20 protein-coding genes are annotated in these 19,041 nt (G+C 71.3%); 11 read left to right on the top strand and 9 right to left on the bottom strand.

Features of this window, described 5'->3' with window-relative positions; all coding sequences use genetic code 11:
- Positions 1-50: 50 nt before the first annotated feature.
- Complete coding sequence (locus tag AC1P0E_RS16725; RefSeq protein WP_482742968.1) at positions 51-1,157, top strand: J domain-containing protein; 1,107 nt, start codon at positions 51-53, stop codon at positions 1,155-1,157.
- Positions 1,158-1,197: 40 nt separating this feature from the next.
- Complete coding sequence (locus tag AC1P0E_RS16720) at positions 1,198-1,542, top strand: rhodanese-like domain-containing protein (RefSeq protein WP_482742967.1); 345 nt, start codon at positions 1,198-1,200, stop codon at positions 1,540-1,542.
- A gap of 8 nt (positions 1,543-1,550) precedes the next feature.
- Here the strand turns inward: AC1P0E_RS16720 and AC1P0E_RS16715 are convergent, their stop codons facing one another.
- From AC1P0E_RS16715 to paaA, 6 genes are all read right to left on the bottom strand, one after another.
- Positions 1,551-2,684 (bottom strand): acyl-CoA dehydrogenase family protein, encoded by a 1,134-nt coding sequence (locus AC1P0E_RS16715; RefSeq protein WP_482742966.1) that lies wholly within the window; start codon positions 2,682-2,684, stop codon positions 1,551-1,553.
- Positions 2,685-2,809: 125 nt separating this feature from the next.
- Positions 2,810-3,907, bottom strand: coding sequence for a 2Fe-2S iron-sulfur cluster-binding protein (locus tag AC1P0E_RS16710; RefSeq protein ID WP_482742965.1), 1,098 nt, complete (start codon positions 3,905-3,907; stop codon positions 2,810-2,812).
- Positions 3,908-4,405 (bottom strand): 1,2-phenylacetyl-CoA epoxidase subunit PaaD, encoded by a 498-nt coding sequence (paaD, locus tag AC1P0E_RS16705; RefSeq protein WP_482742964.1) that lies wholly within the window; start codon positions 4,403-4,405, stop codon positions 3,908-3,910.
- On the bottom strand, positions 4,399-5,100 hold the full coding sequence (gene paaC, locus AC1P0E_RS16700; protein ID WP_482742963.1) for a 1,2-phenylacetyl-CoA epoxidase subunit PaaC: 702 nt from the start codon (positions 5,098-5,100) through the stop codon (positions 4,399-4,401). Before paaC ends, paaD begins: the two co-directional genes overlap by 7 nt.
- A complete protein-coding gene (paaB, locus tag AC1P0E_RS16695; protein WP_482742962.1) occupies positions 5,097-5,384 on the bottom strand; it encodes a 1,2-phenylacetyl-CoA epoxidase subunit PaaB in 288 nt (95 codons plus the stop codon). Before paaB ends, paaC begins: the two co-directional genes overlap by 4 nt.
- A complete protein-coding gene (gene paaA / locus AC1P0E_RS16690; RefSeq protein ID WP_482742961.1) occupies positions 5,381-6,370 on the bottom strand; it encodes a 1,2-phenylacetyl-CoA epoxidase subunit PaaA in 990 nt (329 codons plus the stop codon). The genes paaB and paaA overlap by 4 nt, the downstream gene beginning before the upstream one ends.
- Before the next feature lie 149 nt (positions 6,371-6,519).
- Between paaA and AC1P0E_RS16685 the strand changes: the two genes are divergently transcribed.
- The 3 genes from AC1P0E_RS16685 to AC1P0E_RS16675 are packed head-to-tail and all read left to right on the top strand — an operon-like array spanning position 6,520 to position 9,320.
- Positions 6,520-7,302 carry a DUF5819 family protein gene (locus tag AC1P0E_RS16685; RefSeq protein WP_482742960.1) on the top strand — a complete coding sequence of 261 codons (783 nt, stop codon included), beginning with the start codon at positions 6,520-6,522 and terminating at the stop codon, positions 7,300-7,302.
- Entirely contained in the window at positions 7,299-8,507 is a 1,209-nt protein-coding gene (locus AC1P0E_RS16680) for an HTTM domain-containing protein (RefSeq protein ID WP_482742959.1), read from the top strand. The genes AC1P0E_RS16685 and AC1P0E_RS16680 overlap by 4 nt, the downstream gene beginning before the upstream one ends.
- 36 nt (positions 8,508-8,543) lie before the next feature.
- The gene (locus AC1P0E_RS16675) at positions 8,544-9,320 is read left to right on the top strand and encodes a TrmH family RNA methyltransferase (RefSeq protein WP_482742958.1); all 777 of its coding nucleotides are present in this window, start codon (positions 8,544-8,546) and stop codon (positions 9,318-9,320) included.
- A gap of 83 nt (positions 9,321-9,403) precedes the next feature.
- Here the strand turns inward: AC1P0E_RS16675 and paaN are convergent, their stop codons facing one another.
- Positions 9,404-11,095, bottom strand: a complete 1,692-nt coding sequence (gene paaN, locus AC1P0E_RS16670; protein ID WP_482742957.1) for a phenylacetic acid degradation protein PaaN — start codon at positions 11,093-11,095, stop codon at positions 9,404-9,406.
- 125 nt (positions 11,096-11,220) lie between these two features.
- Between paaN and AC1P0E_RS16665 the strand changes: the two genes are divergently transcribed.
- On the top strand, positions 11,221-12,729 hold the full coding sequence (locus AC1P0E_RS16665; protein ID WP_482742956.1) for a 3-hydroxyacyl-CoA dehydrogenase: 1,509 nt from the start codon (positions 11,221-11,223) through the stop codon (positions 12,727-12,729).
- Positions 12,729-13,331: a TetR/AcrR family transcriptional regulator gene (locus AC1P0E_RS16660; RefSeq protein ID WP_482742955.1), complete on the top strand. Its 603-nt coding sequence runs from the start codon at positions 12,729-12,731 to the stop codon at positions 13,329-13,331. Before AC1P0E_RS16665 ends, AC1P0E_RS16660 begins: the two co-directional genes overlap by 1 nt.
- Positions 13,332-13,340: 9 nt before the next feature.
- Here AC1P0E_RS16660 and AC1P0E_RS16655 read toward each other — a convergent pair whose 3' ends face one another.
- Positions 13,341-13,871 carry an Lrp/AsnC family transcriptional regulator gene (locus AC1P0E_RS16655; RefSeq protein ID WP_482742954.1) on the bottom strand — a complete coding sequence of 177 codons (531 nt, stop codon included), beginning with the start codon at positions 13,869-13,871 and terminating at the stop codon, positions 13,341-13,343.
- Positions 13,872-14,044: 173 nt separating this feature from the next.
- On the opposite strand from AC1P0E_RS16655, the gene pdhA reads away from it, so the two are divergent.
- The 4 genes from pdhA (at position 14,045) to AC1P0E_RS16635 (ending at position 18,632) form a co-directional block, all read left to right on the top strand.
- Complete coding sequence (gene pdhA, locus AC1P0E_RS16650) at positions 14,045-15,202, top strand: pyruvate dehydrogenase (acetyl-transferring) E1 component subunit alpha (protein ID WP_482742953.1); 1,158 nt, start codon at positions 14,045-14,047, stop codon at positions 15,200-15,202.
- Positions 15,199-16,227 carry an alpha-ketoacid dehydrogenase subunit beta gene (locus tag AC1P0E_RS16645; protein WP_482742952.1) on the top strand — a complete coding sequence of 343 codons (1,029 nt, stop codon included), beginning with the start codon at positions 15,199-15,201 and terminating at the stop codon, positions 16,225-16,227. Before pdhA ends, AC1P0E_RS16645 begins: the two co-directional genes overlap by 4 nt.
- Complete coding sequence (locus AC1P0E_RS16640) at positions 16,227-17,528, top strand: dihydrolipoamide acetyltransferase family protein (protein ID WP_482742951.1); 1,302 nt, start codon at positions 16,227-16,229, stop codon at positions 17,526-17,528. The genes AC1P0E_RS16645 and AC1P0E_RS16640 overlap by 1 nt, the downstream gene beginning before the upstream one ends.
- A 210-nt stretch (positions 17,529-17,738) precedes the next feature.
- Positions 17,739-18,632 carry an NTP transferase domain-containing protein gene (locus tag AC1P0E_RS16635; RefSeq protein WP_482742950.1) on the top strand — a complete coding sequence of 298 codons (894 nt, stop codon included), beginning with the start codon at positions 17,739-17,741 and terminating at the stop codon, positions 18,630-18,632.
- A 56-nt stretch (positions 18,633-18,688) separates the two neighbouring features.
- On the opposite strand, the gene AC1P0E_RS16630 is transcribed toward AC1P0E_RS16635, so the two are convergent.
- Complete coding sequence (locus AC1P0E_RS16630) at positions 18,689-19,039, bottom strand: hypothetical protein (protein ID WP_482742949.1); 351 nt, start codon at positions 19,037-19,039, stop codon at positions 18,689-18,691.
- Positions 19,040-19,041: the final 2 nt, after the last annotated feature.

Genomic DNA, 19,041 nt, shown 5'->3' with positions numbered 1-19,041 from the left:
GGGAGCGGGGGTGTGAGCACGGGTGCCCCGGCCGCCCGTACGCTGGGCGGGTGACTCAGGAAGCTCCCGGGGAGCCGACGACCCGGAACGACGACGCGCAGGACCCGCACGCGGCCGGGCACGAGGCCGCCGGTCAGCAGAGCGCTGGGCGGGAAGCCGCTGAGCGGGGAACCGCTGGGCCGGAAGCCGCTGGGCGGGCCGGCGGTGAGCAGACCGCCGGTGGCCACCAGGGCGCCGAACAGGTCGCGGACCAGGAACCGGGGCAGGACCAGGCTACGGAGCAGGGCCGGGAACCGGGGCAGGACCAGGCTACGGAGCAGGGCCGGGAACCGGGCCAGGGCCAGGTTACGGAGCAGGGCCAGGAACCGGGCCAGGGCCAGGGGCCCGAGCGGCCTGAGGCGCGGCTGGAGAGGGCTGTGCGCGCCGCCGAGCAGGCGCTGATCGAGTTCGAGATCGCGGTGGAGACCTTCCGGGTCGAGGTGGAGAACTTCTCCCGGCTCCATCACCAGAAGCTCGGCCCGATGTACGCGCGCCTCGACGAACTGGACGCCCGGATCGCGGAGGCCACGGCCGCCCGTACCGGTGATCCGGAAGACCGCCGCAAGGCGGACGAGGCGCGGGCCGTCGTCATGCCGATGCCCGGCGTCGAGGAGCTGTTCCACGAGTGGATGGACTCCGACGGGCTCTCCCCCGAGGCATCCGCGATGCTCACCGAGCAGACCGTGCAGCCGCCGAAGCGGGTCAGGCCGACCGAGGAGGCGCGCAAGCTCTACCGCGAGCTGGCCCGCAAGGCTCACCCGGACTTGGCGCAGGACGAGGCCGAGCGGGGCCGCAGGGACGAGTTCATCACGAGGGTCAACGCCGCGTACGGGCGCGGTGACGTTGACCAGCTGCGCGCGCTCGCGGAGGAGTGGGCCGCAGGGCCCGTACCCGAGGAGCAGCAGCCCGAGCGCGACGAGCTCTACGCCCGGCTCGAGTGGCTCTCGCAGCGCAAGGAGTTGCTGTCCGTGATCGCCCAGGAGCTGGAGGACAGCGCCATCGGCTCGATGCTGCGGATGGCGCCCGAGGACCCGGACCGGCTGCTGGAGGAGATCGCCGAGCAGCTGCTCGCCCAGGTCTCCGAGCGGGAAGCGGATCTGGCGAAACTGTTGCAGTAGGTTGCCGAACACTGTGTACGTACGAGAGAAGGCCTGACTCATGAACTTCGCCCCGCTCCCTTCCGTCGACGCCGCGGCGGTGCCGGCCGACGGCTTCGTGCTGGACGTGCGGGAGAACGACGAGTGGGCAGCCGGTCACGTCGAGGGCGCGCTGCACATCCCCATGAGCGACTTCGTGGGCCGCTTCGGTGAGCTCACCGAAGCGGCGGAGGACGGCCGCCGGGTGCACGTCATGTGCCGGGTCGGCGGCCGTTCCGCGCAGGTGACGCAGTACCTGGTGCAGCAGGGCGTGGACGCGGTGAACGTGGACGGCGGGATGCTCGCCTGGGACGGCGCCGGACGCCCGATGGTCGCCGACAGCGGAAGCCCGGCCTTCGTACTCTGAGACCGTCTTCAGCCGAGGAGGTGGGCGGCCAGCAGGTCGCCCAGCGCCTCTTCGTGAGCGGCGGCCGGGCCGAGTGACAGCTCGATCTGCTTGGCCCACGCGTGGTAGCGGTGCAGAGGGTAGTCGGTGTCCGCGCCGAAGCCGCCGTGCAGGTGTTGCGCGGTCTGGACGACGCGGCGTACGCCGTCGGACGCCCAGATCTTCGCCACCGCCACATCGCCCGTCACGGGCAGCGCGCCGTGCGATCCCGTGGCCAGCCGCCAGGCGGCCTGCCAGAGGGTGACTTCCATGGCGCGCAGATCGATGTAACGGTCGGCTGCCTGGACGGCCACAGCCTGGAAGGTGGCGACGGGGAAGCCGAACTGCTCGCGCTTGCCCGTGTACTCGCTCGTCATGGCCAGCACGCGCTCGCCGAGCCCCAGCGCGAGTGCGCACGTGCCGGTGGTGAGGAGATCGCGCAGCCACTCCCAGGCGCCCTCGGCGTCGATCACGTGCCGGGCGGTGATCCGCACGGAGTCGAGGCGGATCTCGGCGAAGCGTTCGCCGCTGGTGGAGACCTGGTCGGCTAGGGCGACGCCCGCGAGGTCGCGGGGGACCAGGGCGAGCACGGCGCGGCCCTCGCCGGTGTGCGCGGGCACGGCGATACGGTCCGCGCTCTGCGCCCAGGGCACACCTGTCTGGACCCCGTCGAGCAGCCAGTACTCACCGTCCCGCCGCGCGGTGACGGCGAGTTCGGCGGGGTCGTGGCCGGTGCGGCCGTTGGCGCCGGCCGTCAGCACCAGCTCGCCGCGCCCGACACGGGGAAGGATCTCGGCGGCCAACTCCGCGCTGCCGTGGGCCTGTACGGCCATCGCGACCGCGCTGGTCTCCAGCAGCGGTACGCGGGCAAGCACCTTCGCCGACTCGCGCAGCACGAGGCAGAGCGCGACCGGGTCGAGGCCCGCCCCGCCGTGCTCGGCCGCCAGGACCAGGCTCAGCAGATCGGACCCGGCGAGCCGGGCCCACAGCGGCCGGTCGAAGTCCTCGGCCACCGCGCCGGGGGTGAGCGCGGGGCTGGGCACCTGGTCCGGCGCGACGCCCGAGAAGACCGCCTTCGCCGCCTCGACGGCCGCCTGCTGCTCCTCGGTGAAGGTGAAGTCCACGTCTTTGCCCTCCCGTGCCCCGGATACCGTGCCCGCATCTGGCGTCTGACATCTGACGGAGCGTCAAGATAGAACACGTTCCTGAAAATGAACACAGGCGGGAAGAATCCGGCCGGGCCGGGACTTCAGCGGTCGAAGTCCAGCTCCACTTCCGGCGTCGCCGGATGCGACTGGCAGGCCAGGACGTAGCCCGCGTCGGTCTCCTCCGGCTCCAGCGCGTAGTTGCGGTCCATCCGCACCTCGCCGGAGACCAGGAAGGCCCGGCACGTCCCGCAGACGCCGCCTTTGCAGGCGTACGGAGCGTCCGCGCGGCTGCGCAGGACCGTCTCGAGCAGCGATTCGCCTTCCAGCACCGGCCAGTTGCCCGACCGGCCGTCGAGCGTGGCGGTGAGCGTGGCGGTGAGGGTGCTGCTCGCGGGGGCCGTCACCGGACTGCTCGTGACTGTTCCCGTTCCGTCGTCGACGTGGAAGATCTCCTCGTGGATACGGTTTCTGGCCACGCCGAGACCGCGCAGCGCCCGCTCCGCGCCCTGGACGAGACCGAAGGGCCCGCACAGGAACCAGCCGTCCACATCCGCCACCGGCAGCAGCGCGGGCAGCAGCTCGGTCAGCCGCTCCTCGTCGAGACGGCCCGACGGCAGACCCGCCTGCTGTTCCTCCCGGGAGAGCGCGGTGACCAGCTGGAATCGGTCCGGCCAGCGGTCCTTGAGGTCGGCGACCTCGTCCAGGAACATGGTCGAAGCCGCCGTGCGGTCGCTGCGGATCAGACAGAAACCGGCGTCCGGCTCCCGCGCCAGCAGCGTCGCCGCCATCGACAGCACGGGCGTGATGCCGCTGCCGCCGACGATCGCCGCGAAGCGGCCGGGGCGTGGCTCCAGGACGAAGCGGCCGGTCGGGGCCATGGCCTCGACCGTGTCGCCCACGACCAGTTCCTTGAGGGCGTACGTCGAGAAATCACCGCCGTCGACCAGCCGGATGCCCACCCGCAGCACCGGCTCCAGCGGCGTTTCGGTGGCCGGGGCGCAGATCGAGTACGTACGCCGGATCTCCTCGCCGGCCACGACCCGGCGCAGCGCGATGTGCTGGCCGGGCGCGTGCCGGAAGGTCTCGCGCAGCTCGGGCGGCACGGCGAAGGTGACGGCCACGGAGTCGTCGGTGAGCCGCTCGACCTCGTGGACCCGGAGCGGATGGAACCCGGCCCGTCCGGCGTCTGAGGACAGCATCTACAACTCCTTGAAGTGGTCGAACGGTTCGCGGCAGGAGACGCAGCGGCGCAGCGCCTTGCACGCGGTGGAGGAGAACCGGCTGAGGAGTTCCGTGTCCGTGGAGCCGCAGTGCGGGCAGCGCACCGACAGCGTGAGGGGCACGGGCCCGCCGTCGGTGGGCTGCGGGCGCGGCGGGGCTATGCCGAACTCCGCGAGCTTGCGGCGGCCCTCCGCGCTGATGTCGTCCGTCGACCAGGCGGGGGACAGGACCGTGCGGACCGTGACCTCCGGTATGCCGTGGTCGTGCAGTACGCGCTCGATGTCCGAGGACATCGCCTCGATCGCCGGGCAGCCGGTGTACGTCGGCGTCAGCTCGACCTCGACCCTGCCGGGCCCGAAGACGTGGACGGCGCGCAGGACACCGAGCTCCTCGAGGGTGAGCACGGGCAGCTCCGGGTCGGGGACCGAGCCCGCGACCCGGCGCAGCTCGGCTTCCAGGAGTGTCTCGGTCACCATGTCGCCCCCGGGTGGCTGCGGTGCAGGTGCTGCATCTCGGAGATCATCCGCCCGAACGGCTCGGTGTGCAGCCCCTGGCGGCCGGCTCCCGCCGCCCAGGCGCCGCTCTGCGGCCCCTCGGGCACGCTGAGCGTCGCGCGCTCCAGGACGGCACTGACGGACGCCCGCCAGCCGGCCTCCAGCTTCTGCCAGTCGACGTCGACGCCCTCGACGGGCTGGAACATCTCGCCGGTGAACCGCCACAGCGCGTCGCAGCCCCGCCGCATCCGCTCGTGGCTCTCCTCGGTGCCGTCGCCGAGGCGCAGCGTCCAGTGCTCGGCGTGGTCCTGGTGGTAGGCGACCTCCTTGACCGCCTTCGCCGCCAGCGGCGCGAACTCGCCGTCCCCGGCCGCCAACTGTCCGTACAGCAGCCTCTGGTAGGTGGAGAAGTACAGCTGGCGGGCGATGGTCTGCGCGAAGTCGCCGTTCGGCTGCTCGACCAGCTGGAGGTTGCGGAAGGCCCGCTCCTCGCGGAGGTAGGCCAGCTCGTCCTCGTCACCGACGAGGGAGAGCAGGATCCGCGCCTGCCCCAGCAGGTCCAGCGCGATGTTCGCGAGGGCCACTTCCTCTTCGAGCACGGGGGCGTGTCCCGCCCACTCCCCCAGCCGGTGCGAGAGCACCAGCGCGTCGTCGCCCAGGGCGAGGGCCGCGCTCACAGATGCTTCACCCCTTCGGGGATCTCGTAGAACGTCGGGTGCCGGTAGGGCTTGTCGGCCGCCGGCTCGAAGAACGGGTCCTTCTCGTCGGGCGAGGAAGCGGTGATCGCCACCGACGGCACCACCCACAGCGAGACGCCCTCTGACCTGCGGGTGTAGAGGTCGCGGGCATTGCGCAGGGCCATCTCCGCGTCCGGCGCGTGCAGGCTGCCGGCGTGGGTGTGGGACAGTCCGCGGCGCGAGCGCACGAACACCTCCCACAGCGGCCAGTCGGAGTTCGTCATGCTGCTGCCTTCCCGTGCTTCGCGGCGTACGCGCTCGCCGCTTCCCGGACCCAGGCGCCCTCTTCGTGCGCCGTGCGCCGCTGCGTGATCCGCTGCTCGTTGCAGGGACCGTTGCCCTTCAGTACGTCCCAGAACTCGTCCCAGTCGATCGCGCCGAAGTCGTACTGCCCGCGCTCCTCATTCCACCGGAGGTCCGGGTCGGGGAGGGTGAGCCCGAGAGCCTCGGCCTGTGGGACGGCGATGTCGACGAAGCGCTGGCGCAGCTCGTCGTTCGAGTGCCGCTTGATCTTCCAGGCCATGGACTGCGTCGAGTGCGCCGATTCGTCGTCCGGGGGGCCGAACATCATCAGCGACGGCCACCACCAGCGGTCCACCGCGTCCTGCGCCATCGCCTGCTGCTCCGGCGTCCCCTTGCTGAGGTGGAGCAGCAGCTCGTACCCCTGCCGCTGGTGGAAGGACTCCTCCTTGCAGATCCGGACCATCGCGCGGGCGTACGGGCCGTAGGAGCAGCGGCACAGCGGCACCTGGTTGGTGATCGCGGCGCCGTCCACCAGCCAGCCGATCGCGCCGACGTCGGCCCAGGTCAGCGTGGGGTAGTTGAAGATCGACGAGTACTTCTGGCGGCCGGAGTGGAGCTTGTCGAGGAGCTCTTCGCGGCCGGTGCCCAGGGTTTCGGCGGCGCTGTAGAGGTAGAGGCCGTGCCCCGCCTCGTCCTGCACCTTTGCCATCAGGATCGCCTTGCGGCGCAGTGAGGGCGCGCGGGTGATCCAGTTGGCCTCCGGCTGCATGCCGATGATTTCCGAGTGGGCGTGCTGGGCCATCTGGCGGACCAGCGAGGCCCGGTAGGCGTCGGGCATCCAGTCGCGCGGCTCGATGCGCTCGTCCGCCGCCACCGCCGCGTCGAACGCCGCTATCTGCGCGGCTGACCGCTCCGCCTGTCCGGCCTGTGCCTCAGCTGTCGTGCGGTGCACAGCTGCTGTAGCCATCCGAGCCCCCTGCCGTCCTTGCCGGCTGCTTCCCTGCCGGCGTCCCGACCGACCGATCGTTCGGTCCAGTGACTTCAATGGTGAGGCGGCGGCCCGTAGGGTGTCAACCCTGTGGATAACTGTTGGGGGCCGACGGTGATCGGGGCGGGATGGATTCGTACGACGACAGGGGCGTGACCGTCGCGCGGGACGAGGGTTCTGTCCCCGGCGCCACAGGAGCCGCAGGCGCCCCGGAGGCCCCGGACTCCCCTCGCGCCCCCGGCATACCGGGCGGCGGCATCGCAGCCCTGCCTCTCCCGTACCAGGCCGTCGCGGCGCTCGCGCTCGCCGTCGTCGGCGTCATCGCCTGCGTTCATCTCGGGATGGTTTTTCTGCACGTCGCACCGTCCAACACCCTCACCAAGCAGAACGGTGAGGCCATCGACGACTGGGTCTACCCCGAATTCGAGCAGAACTGGAAGCTCTTCGCTCCCAACCCGCTCCAGCAGAACATCGCCGTACAGGTGCGGGCCCAGGTCCGTAAGCCCGACGGGCAGTGGAAGACCACCGACTGGATCGACCTCTCCGCCCAGGACGGCGAAGCGATCCGCGGCAATCTGCTGCCGAGCCACACCGTCCAGAACGCGCTGCGGCGTTCCTGGGACTTCTACACCGCCTCGCACGACAACGCGAACAAGCCGAACGGCATGCGCGGCGCCCTCTCCGAGCGCTACGTCCGTCGCACCGTCATGCTGCGCCTCGCCGGGCAGGACCTGGGCGGCGAGGTCGAGCGGATACAGGTGAGGTCGGAGACCATGTGGGTGAAGGCGCCGTCGTGGAGCGACGAGAAAACCAACGGCCGCCCGGCCCACCGGGTGCTTCCCTGGTGGCCCGTGACCGACGCGGATCTGCCGCAGGGCGCGCGGCGCGCGTCGACGGAGGCGGCCCGGTGAGCCCGTCCGTCCGTATCCCCGCCGCTGCCGGGGCGGCTCCCGCCCGTAAGCTCGCGCGGGCTGTTCAGCGCGTCACCTCCACCGCCCTCGGGCCGTACCAGAGCGCCGTCGTGCGGATCGGGTTCTCGCTGACCTGGCTGCTCTTCCTGCTCTGCGAGTACCCGCACCGCCGTGAGCTGTACGGGCCGGACGGGCCGTGGAGCTGGGACATGGCCCAGCAGCTGATAGCGAACAACCAGGCCTTCACCGCGCTGATGTGGTCGGAGAGCGCGGTCTGGTTCGAGATCGTCTACGGCCTCGCGGTCGTGTCGGCGGCGCTGCTGATGCTGGGCTGGCGTACCAGGACCATGTCCGTCCTCTTCATGATCGGTGTGCTGTCGCTGCAGAACCGCAGCATCTTCATGGGCGACGGCGGCGACAACGTCATCCACCTCATGGCGATCTACCTGGTGCTGACGCGGTGCGGGCAGGTGTGGTCGCTGGACGCGCGGCGCGACCCGGGTCGCGCCGACCGGGTGGGGCCCGTCCTGTGGGTCGCGCTGGGCGCCTGCCTCGCCGCGCTTACGTTCACGGGCGAACTCAGCGGGGGCTGGCTGCTGATTTTCTGGGGCCTGTGGGCCGTACAGGGGATGTGGTGGGCCGCCGGACGTTACGCGCCCGGGCACCCGCGCGTTCTGCTGGACGTCATCGCCAACCTGGTGCACAACGCCGGGCTTTTCGTGATCATGGCCGAGGTCTGTCTCGTCTACGCCACCGCCGGCTGGTACAAGATCCAGGGCTCGCGCTGGCAGGACGGCACCGCCCTCTACTACCCGCTGCACCTGGACTACTTCTCGCCCTGGCCCGGGCTTTCCGGAATGCTCGCCTCCAGCGGTCTGATGGTCATGCTGCTGACGTACGGGACGGTGGCCGTGCAGGTCGCCTTCCCGTTCACGCTCTTCAACCGGCGGGTCAAGAACGTCCTGCTCGCGGTCATGATCGCCGAGCATGCGGCGATCGCCGTGCTGCTCGGGCTGCCCTTCTTCTCGCTCGCGATGATCGCCGCCGACGCGGTCTTCCTGCCGACGGGCTTCCTGCGCCGCATCGGCCGGTGGGCGTCGCGCGGGCGGGCCCGGATGCTGGAGGGCCCGGCCGCCAAGGCGGCACCGCAGGAGCGGCCGCGGCATGAGGAACAGACCCGCACGGTCCGTACGCCCGTCCAGTGAGCGGGGCGGGCCGCTGGCCCCCCGTAGGCTGAGGCCATGACTGAGGACGTGAGCGAGGCGGCCGAGGCCGTGATGCGGCAGTGGCGTGAGGCCGCCCCGCACGCCGTTCTGCTCGACGGCTTCCACGCCCTGAAGCACGCGCTGCGCTTCGGCGCGGACGTACGGCTGACGGTCGCGAGCGACCGGCAGGCCGTGCTGGATCTCGCGCGGGAGCTGGCCGACGACGTGTCGGGTGTGCTCGCCGAGTCCGTCGTCGAAATCCCGGCACACGCCCTGCGCGAGCTGGTTCCCCGCGTGCACACGACGGCGGTGGCCGCACTGGCGGTCCGGCGTGACGCCCGCGCCAACGCGGACGCGCTGGACCGGCTGCCCCGGCCGGCCCCGATCGTCGTGCTCGACAACCCCCGCAACCTCGGCAACGTCGGTGCGGTGGTCCGGCTGGCTGCCGGGTTCGGCGTGACGGGCGTCGTGACGACCGGTGACATGGACCCCTGGCACCCCAACGTGGTGCGTGCCGGCGCGGGGCTGCACTACGCCACGGCCGTCGAACGCAGGAGCCTCGACGAGCTGCCGCCGGGCCCGTTGTACGTACTGGACCCGGAGGGCGAGGACATCAGGTCCGTCAAGGTCCCCGACGATGCGCTCATGGCGTTCGGCTCGGAGCGGCACGGGATCTCGCCGGAACTGCGCAGTCGGGCGACCAGGCTGGTGGCCCTGCCCATGAGGCCGCAGGTGTCCAGCTACAACCTGGCGACCAGCGTGGCCATGACGCTGTTCCACTGGGGCGGGCCGCCCGTCGCCACCCCTGCTTGAGCGGAGCGACGACGGGCGTCAGGACGACGTGGGTCACGACGACGGGCGTCAGAAGGGCGTGAGGCAGTCGGAAAGCCGGCCGGCTACGCCTGCCTGCGGACCTCCACCACCCGGAACCGGTTGGCCACGAACGCCGCGTCGCACAGCGCGGCGTTGGCCGCCGGGTTGCCGCCCGAGCCGTGGAAGTCGGAGAACGCCGCGGTCTGGTTGACGTAGACCCCGCCGGTCAGGTTCAGCGAGAGCTGCGCCGACTCCTCCAGGCAGACCTCCTCGATGGCGGCCTCCGTGATCTGCGAGGTCGTGTACGCGCCGACCGTCATCGCGCCCTTCTCGCGCACCGTACGGCGCAGCAGCTCCAGGCCGTCCTCCGTGGAGTCGACGGCGACCGCGAAGGAGACCGGGCCGAAGCACTCGGACATGTACGCCGCTTCCGCGTCCGGCTTGGCGCCGTCGAGCTTGACCATGACCGGCGTCCGGACCACCGCTTGCGGGAAGTCCGGGTTTGTGATCTCCCGTGAGGGGAGTGCCACTTCGCCCATTCCGGCCGCCGCTTCGAGGCGGGCCTTCACGTCGGGGTTGACCAGGGCGCCCAGCAGGGCGTTCGCGCGGGCGTCGTCGCCCAGCAGGCCGGCGACCGAGGCCGCGAGGTCGGAGACCACCTCTTCGTAGGACTTCTCACCGGCGTCCGTCATGATCCCGTCCCTGGGGATCAGGAGGTTCTGCGGGGTGGTGCACATCTGGCCGCTGTAGAGGGACAGCGAGAACGCCAGGTTGGACAGCATTCCCTTGTAGTCGTCGGTGGAGTCGATGACGACCGTGTTGACGCCGGCCTTCTCGGTGTAGACCTGCGCCTGGCGGGCGTTGGCCTCCAGCCACTCGCCGAACGACGTGGAGCCTGTGTAGTCGATGATCCGGATCTCGGGGCGGGTCGCGAGGATCTTCGCGATGCCCTCGCCGGGGTTCTCGACGGCCAGCGCGACCAGGTTCGGGTCGAAGCCCGCCTCGCCGAGGACCTCGCGGGCGACCCGGACCGTGAGGGCCAGGGGCAGGACCGCGCGCGGGTGCGGCTTGACCAGGACGGGGTTTCCGGTGGCCAGGGAGGCGAAGAGGCCCGGGTAGCCGTTCCACGTGGGGAAGGTGTTGCAGCCGATCAGCAGCGCGATGCCGCGCGGAACGGCGGTGAAGGACTTGCTGAGGCTGAGCGGGTCGCGCTTGCCCTGCGGCTTGGACCACTCGGCGATGCCGGGGGTGCGGATCTGCTCCGCGTACGCGTACGTCACCGCTTCCAGGCCACGGTCCTGCGCGTGCGGCCCGCCCGCCTGGAACGCCATCATGAAGGCCTGGCCGCTGGTGTGCATGACCGCGTGCGCGAATTCGTGCGTACGGGCGCTGATGCGCGACAGGATTTCGATGCAGACCAGGGCGCGGGTCTCGGGGCCCGCCTCCCGCCAGGCGCCCATGCCCGCGCGCATCGCGGGCAGCAGTACGTCGATGTCGGCGTGCGGGTACTCGATGCCCAGCTCCGGGCCGTACGGGGACACCTCGGCGCCCGTCCAGCCGTCGGTGCCGGGCTGGTCGAGTTCGAAGCGGCTGCCGTGCAGGTCCTGGAAGGCCGCGAGCCCTTCGGCTGCGCTCAGGCTGCCGTTCTCGCCGTACGCCTTGGGGTGCTCGGGGTGCGGGGACCAGTACGCCCGCGTGCGGATCACGTCGAGCGCCTGGTCGAGCGTGGTCCGGTGCTTGTCGGACAGCTGGGAAGTGGTGAGTTCGGCGGCCACGGCGGACCAACTCCTCGTCGAGCTGGGCAGGGACAGGCGGACACGAGATACAGTAACCGAACGATCGGTCGGGACAAGAGGGCCCGGTAAAACCTGTGGACAACTCATGCGGGAGGATCGGGGCCATGACAGCAATCGATCGGGCCGGCACCGTCGCCGTCGTCGGCACCGGAACCATGGGTCAGGGCATCGCCCAGGTCGCCCTCCTGGCCGGTCACCCGGTGCGTCTGTACGACGCCGGCCCCGGACGCGCCCGGGAGGCCGCCAAGGCCGTCGGGGCCCGCCTGGACCGGCTCGTCGAGAAGGGCAGGCTCGACCGCGGGGACGCGGACAGCGTCCGCGCCCGGCTGCACACCGCCGACGATCTCGCCGAGCTGGCCGACGCCGCGCTGGTCGTCGAGGCGATCGTCGAGCACCTGCCCGTCAAGCAGCAGCTCTTCACGGCGCTCGAAGCGATCGTCACCGAGGACTGCCTCCTTGCCACAAACACCTCCTCCCTCTCCGTCACGGCCATCGCGGGTCCCCTGAAGAACCCCGGCCGCTTCGTAGGGATGCACTTTTTCAACCCCGCGCCGCTCCTGCCGCTGGTCGAGGTCGTCAGCGGCTTCGCGACCGACGAAACGAGCGCCACGCGCGCGTGGGCGACAGCGGCCGCCTGGGGCAAGACCCCCGTCCGCTGCGCGGACACCCCCGGTTTCATCGTGAACCGCATCGCCCGCCCCTTCTACGCCGAGGCCTTCGCGGTGTACGAGGAGCAGGGCGCGGACCCGGCCACCATCGACGCCGTACTGCGCGAGTCGGGCGGCTTCAAAATGGGCCCCTTCGAGCTGACCGACCTGATCGGACAGGACGTCAACGAAGCCGTCAGCCGGTCCGTCTGGGAGTCGTTCTTCCAGAGCCCCAAATTCGCCCGCTCCCTCGCCCAGCGCCGCCTCGTCGAGTCGGGCCGCCTCGGCCGCAAGTCGGGCCACGGCTGGTTCCCGTACGGCGGCGAAGAGACGGCCAGGCCGGCTCCCCGGACCGCAGGACCCGAAGAGGCCCCCGAAGCCGTCACCGTCGTCGGCGACCTCGGTCACGCCGACGTCCTCGTCGCGATGATGGAGGAGGCGGGCATCGCCGTGGAGCGGGTCGAGGCGGGCGGCCCGTACATCGAGCTGCCGGGCGAAGGGCAGCTCGTACCGGCCGACGGACGGACCTCCGTCGAGTTCGAAGACGTCGTCTACTTCGACCTCGCCCTCGACTACCGCGGTGCCACCCGTATCGCCCTGTCGGCGTCCGAGGACACGTCCGCGAGGGCGGTCGCCGAGGCCACCGGGCTCTTCCAGAAGCTCGGCAAGGACGTCAGCGTCATCGGCGACGTCCCCGGCATGATCGTCGCCCGTACGGTCGCCATGCTCGTCGACCTGGCGGCGGACGCCGTCGCGCGGGGCGTCGCCTCGCCCGAGGACATCGACACGGCGATGCGTCTTGGCGTCAACTACCCCTTGGGGCCCGGCGAGTGGAGCGGTGCGCTCGGCCAGGACTGGGCGTACGACCTGCTGAAGAACCTGCACGAGTGCTGTCCGACCGGGCGCTACGCCCCGTCTCTGGCGCTCTACCGGCAGGCTTTCGCCGGGAAGGAGGAGGGCGCCTGATGACCACCGCGAAGCGCGACACGTACACCCCCGAGACGCTCCTGTCGGTGGCCGTCCGGGTCTTCAACGAGCGCGGTTACGACGGCACGTCCATGGAGCATCTCTCCAAGGCCGCCGGCATTTCGAAGTCCTCGATCTACCACCACGTCGCCGGCAAGGAGGAGCTGCTGCGGCGCGCGGTCAGCCGCGCGCTGAACGGGCTATTCGGGGTCCTCGACGAGCCGGGCGCGCTGCGCGGCCGTGCGGTCGAGCGGGTCGAATACGTCACCCGCCGCACCGTGGAGGTGCTGCTGGCCGAGCTGCCGTACGTCACGCTGCTCCTTCGCGTACGCGGCAATACGCAGGCCGAGCGCTGGGCCCTGGAGCGGCGCCGCGAGTTCGACCAGCGAGTGGCCGACCTGATGAAGGCGGCGGCGGCCGACGGCGATCTGCGTGCCGATGTGGACATACGCATGGCGACGCGACTGCTCTTCGGAATGATCAACTCGCTGGTGGAGTGGTACCGGCCGCAAACGGCCGAAAGCAGCGCGGGAGTGGACGGGGAGCAGCTCGCCGAAACCGTGGTGCGGCTGGCCTTCGAGGGGCTGCGGACCAGCCGCTGAGCGCTTCCTTCACGACTCCTGGGGCGGTTGGGGCGTCTGAGGCAGCTGCGGGGAGCCGGTCGAGTCCAGGTCCGTCTCCTCGAAGACCAGCAGGGTGCGCGTGCTGAGTACCTCCGGTATCGACTGGATCTTCGTCAGTACGAGCTCGCGCAGCGCCCTGTTGTCCGCTGTGTGCACCAGCAGCAGTACGTCGAAATCCCCGCTGACCAGCGCGATGTGCGCGGCGCCCGGCAGCTCCTGAAGCCGTTCGCGCACGGTGCGCCAGGAGTTCTGCACGATCTTGAGCGTGATGTACGCCGACGCTCCCTGCCCCGCGCGTTCGTGGTCCACGCGCGCGCTGAAGCCGCGGATCACGCCGTCGTCGATGAGGCGGTTGATGCGCGCGTAGGCGTTGGCACGCGACACGTGCACGCGCTCGGCGACGGACCGTATCGACGCGCGGCCGTCCGTTTGGAGCATCCGCAGGATGTCGCGGTCGATGGCGTCCAGCGGGCGCGCGGGAGGACCCGCTCCTGCGTCGGCCATTTGTTCAGCTGCCATGTCCCCCCGCTTCCCTCTCATGGACGACCTGCCTCTATCCCAGGCTGTGCAGAACCGTTTGTCCACAGGCTGAAGGCGCCTGTAGCCAAATTGCGTCCACGACCGAACAATCGGTAGGTGAGGCACACCACATCGTTGTGCCCTCTCACCGCTCCCACGAGGAGGTGCACGCGATGAAGAAAAGCACGATGACGGTCCGGCCGGTCCAGGACCTGCCCGGTGCCGCCGCCTACCGGCCCACCCCTCCCCCGGCCTGGAAGCCCCGCACCGACCCCGCACCGCTGCTCCCGGACAGCGAGCCGCACCGCGTGCTCGGCACCGCCGCCGCCGACCGGCTCGACGCAGGGCTGATGCGGCGGCTGTACGCGGAGCTGGTCCGCGGCCGCAGGTACAACGCGCAGGCCACCGCCCTCACCAAGCAGGGCCGCCTCGCCGTCTACCCGTCCAGCACCGGGCAGGAGGCCTGCGAGGTCGCGGCCGCGCTCGTCCTGGAGGAGCGGGACTGGTTGTTCCCGAGCTACCGGGACACCCTCGCCGCCGTGGTGCGCGGTCTTGACCCCGTACAGGCGCTGACGCTGCTCCGGGGCGACTGGCACACCGGTTACGACCCGCGCGAGCACCGCATCGCGCCGCTGTGCACCCCGCTCGCGACCCAGCTGCCGCACGCGGTGGGCCTCGCGCACGCCGCGCGCCTCAAGGGCGACGACGTGGTCGCGCTCGCCATGGTCGGCGACGGCGGCACCAGCGAGGGCGACTTCCACGAAGCGCTGAACTTCGCCGCCGTATGGCAGGCGCCGGTCGTCTTCCTCGTACAGAACAACGGCTTCGCGATCTCCGTGCCGCTCGCCAAGCAGACCGCCGCCCCGTCGCTGGCCCACAAGGCCGTCGGGTACGGAATGCCGGGCCGGCTCGTCGACGGCAACGACGCCGCCGCCGTGCACGAGGTGCTGGCCGAAGCGGTGGAGCGCGCCCGGCGGGGTGGCGGTCCGACGCTGGTCGAGGCGGTCACGTACCGCATCGAGGCCCACACGAACGCCGACGACGCGACCCGCTACCGGGGCGACGCCGAGGTCGAGGCATGGCGCGCCCATGACCCGGTCCAGCTCCTCGAGCGGGAACTCACGGAGCGCGGAATGCTTGACGAGGACGGCATACAGCAGGCCCGTGAGGCGGCCGAGACGATGGCCGCGCAGTTGCGCGAGCGGATGAACGCGGACCCGGTGCTCGACCCCATGGACCTCTTCGCGCACGTCTACGCCGAGAAGACCGCGCAGCTGAGGGAGCAGGAAGCCCTGTTGCGGGCCGAGCTCGATGCGGAGGACGAACGATGACGACGGCAGCGACGACCGCGGTCGACGCGAAGGCCGCCAAGCCGGCGACGATGGCGCAGGCCCTCGGGCGGGCGCTGCGCGACGCGATGGCGGAGGACCCGAGCGTCCATGTGATGGGCGAGGACGTCGGCGCGCTCGGCGGGGTCTTCCGGGTCACCGACGGGCTCGTGAAGGAGTTCGGCGAGGACCGGTGCACGGATACGCCGCTCGCCGAGGCGGGGATCCTGGGAACGGCCGTGGGCATGGCGATGTACGGGCTGCGGCCCGTCGTCGAGATGCAGTTCGACGCCTTCGCGTATCCGGCGTTCGAGCAGCTCATCAGCCATGTGGCACGGATGCGCAACCGTACGCGCGGCGCGATGCCGATGCCGATGGTGATCCGGGTGCCGTACGGCGGCGGGATCGGCGGGGTCGAGCACCACAGTGACTCGTCCGAGGCGTACTACATGGCGACTCCGGGGCTCCATGTCGTGACGCCGGCGACGGTCGAGGACGCGTACGGGCTGATGCGGGCGGCGATCGCGTCGGACGATCCCGTGGTCTTCCTCGAGCCGAAGCGGCTGTACTGGTCGAAGGCGGCGTGGTCGCCGGACGCGCCCACCGCCGTCGAGCCGATCGGGCGTGCGGTCGTACGGCGCTCGGGGCGCAGCGCGACGCTCATCACGTACGGGCCGTCCCTGCCGGTGTGCATGGAGGCGGCGGAGGCGGCCGAGGCGGAGGGCTGGGACCTGGAGGTCGTCGACCTGCGCTCGCTCGTGCCGTTCGACGACGAGACGGTGGCGGCTTCGGTACGGCGTACGGGCCGGGCGGTCGTCGTCCACGAGTCCACCGGCTTCGGCGGGCCCGGCGGGGAGATCGCCGCCCGGGTGACGGAGCGGTGCTTCCATCACCTGGAGGCGCCGGTGCTGCGGGTCGCCGGGTTCGACATTCCGTATCCGCCGCCGATGCTGGAGCGGCACCATCTGCCGGGAGTGGACCGGGTGCTCGACGCGGTCGCGCGGCTCCAGTGGGAGGCGGGCATCTGATGCCTCAGGTCCTGGAATTCAAGTTGCCCGACCTCGGGGAGGGACTGACCGAGGCGGAGATCGTGCGCTGGCTGGTGGAGGTGGGCGATGTGGTCGCCGTCGACCAGCCGGTGGTCGAGGTCGAGACGGCCAAGGCGATGGTGGAGGTGCCTTGCCCGTACGGGGGCGTGGTGACCGCCCGCTTCGGCGAGGAGGGGACCGAACTTCCGGTCGGATCACCGCTGCTGACGGTCGCGGTGGGGGCGGCGGCGTCCTCTTCGGTTGCTTCGTCGGCGTCGGCTTCGGTTGCTGATGCCGGTGAGGCGGAGTCATCGGGGAACGTGCTGGTGGGGTACGGCACGGGAGCGGCGGTCGCGCGGCGACGGCGTATCCGGCCGGTGGCGGCTGCAGGGTCGGTGGCGGTGGCCGAGGCCGAGGTCGCTGAGGTCGGGCCCGTGCCGGTCATTTCACCGCTGGTGCGGCGGCTGGCGCGCGAGAACGGTCTGGACCTGCGGGCCTTGCAGGGATCGGGGCCCGACGGTCTGATCCTGCGAGCCGATGTGGAGGGCGCGATCCGTGGGGCGGAGGAGGTGGCTCCGCCGGCGCCCGTGCCCGTACCTGCGGTGGCTGCCGTCGGTGAACGTGTCCCGCTGCGTGGGATGCGCGGCGCTGTCGCGGACAAGCTGTCGCGCAGCCGGCGTGAAATCCCGGATGCCACCTGCTGGGTGGACGCGGACGCGACCGAGCTCATGGCGGCTCGTACGTCGATGAACCAGGCGGGCGGGCCACCGGTATCGGTACTCGCGCTCCTCGCCCGGATCTGTACGGCTGCGCTGGCCCGCTTCCCGGAGCTCAACTCCACCGTCGACATGGCCTCCCGCGAGATCGTCCGTCTTCCGGGCGTGCACCTCGGGTTCGCAGCGCAGACGGAGCGGGGGCTGGTCGTTCCCGTCGTACGGGACGCGCATGCGCGCAACGTGGATGAACTGAGTGCGGAGTTCGCCCGGTTGACGGAGTCGGCCAGGAAGGGGTCGCTGACGCCGGCGGATCTGACGGGTGGCACGTTCACGCTGAACAACTACGGGGTGTTCGGGGTCGACGGGTCCACGCCGATCATCAACCACCCGGAGGCGGCGATGCTCGGGGTCGGCCGGATCGTGCCGAAGCCCTGGGTGCATGAGGGGGAGTTGGCGGTGCGCAAGGTTGTGCAGTTGTCGCTGACGTTCGACCACCGGGTATGTGACGGGGGGACTGCGGGTGGGTTCCTGCGGTACGTGGCGGACTGCGTGGAGCGGCCGACGCTGCTGCTGCGCACGCTTTAGGGCCGCTGCGCGGGGCCTTCTCCTACCCGCCCCTTCCCGGCTGTGACATGTGCGGCCACGCCGCGTGGGGGGCAAGCCCCCAGGCGCCCGGAGGACACCCGGACGCCCTCCGGCGTGTCCTCAAACGCCGGACGGGCTGGATGTTGCCCCCAGGGCAACTTCAGCCCCTCCGGCGTCTTGAAGAAAAACCCCGCCCCGCATACTCGTGGCATGACCGCGACCGCGTACGACGCCATCGTGTTGGCCGGAGGGGCTGCCAAGCGGCTGGGCGGGGCGGACAAGCCCGGTGTCCGCGTGGGCGGGCGTACCCTCCTCGACCGGGTGCTGGGTGTTTGCCGCGGGGCCGGGACGACCGTCGTCGTCGGCGGGCGGCGGGCGACCCTGCGGGCCGTCGAGTGGGCGCGTGAGGAACCGGCCGGGGGCGGGCCGCTGGCCGCGCTCGACGCCGGAGTGCGGCGTACCACCGCGGAGAGTCTGCTCGTACTCTCCGCCGATCTGCCCTTCATCGGCAGCGGGACGGTCCAGCGGCTGCTCGATGCGCTGGAGAGCAGTGGGCGGGAAGCGGCGCTGCTCGTGGACGCGGGCGGGCGGGACCAGCCGCTCGTCGCCGCCTACCGCGCCGAACCACTGCGCCGCGAACTGGCCCTCCTCGCCACCGAGCACGGCGGCCTCTCCGGGCTGCCGCTGCGGATGCTCACGCACGAGCTCGCCCTGACCCGCGTCGCCGCCGGGCCGCTCGACTCCTTCGACTGCGACACCTGGGAAGACATTGCCGCCGCCCGGTCCAGGATCAGGGAGCATGGGCACGTGCTGGATGAATGGATGACCGCAGTCAAGGACGAACTCGGCATCGAACTCGATGTCGACATCAACGTCCTGCTCGACCTCGCCCGCGACGCCGCGCACGGTGTTGCGAGGCCCGCAGCGCCGCTCACCACCTTCCTGGTCGGTTACGCGGCTGCGAAGGCCGGCGGGGACGGGCCGGACGCCGTCGCCGAAGCGGCTCGCAAGGCTGCTGCTCTCGCCGCCCGTTGGGCGGCCGAAGCGGAGGAAGAGGCCAAGGGCGAAGCGAGCGGACACGGCACGGAAGACGGCGCCGGGTGAGCCAGGAGGACCGCGAGGTCGAAGAGGCGCTCGCTCTCGTACGCCGGGCGCCGGCATCACCGGCTCCTGGCGCGGAGCATGAGCCGGGGCAGTCGCCGAAGCAGGCGGGCCAGAACACCGGCCACACACATCTCACCGGCCAGGCCGGTCAGGAGGCTGAGGTTGGTCACGCGGGTCAGGCCGGCCACGGCGATCAGGCCGACCACCTCGTCGGCCACGCCGCTCCTCTTGGCCACGTCAGCCCCGCCAGTCACACCAATCAGGCCGGTCATGCCGATGAGGCCGGTGAGGTTGGTCGGGCGGGCCAGGCCGGTCGGGCCGGTCAGGCGGGTCAGGCGGGTCATGTCGGCCACGTCGGTCAGACCGGCCACGCCCGTGGCGCCGGTGACGCCGCGCACCTTGGTCACTC

The organism is Streptomyces sp. TRD_SC_5 (assembly GCF_056836825.1).
This window is presented reverse-complemented; position numbering and strand designations above follow the sequence as displayed.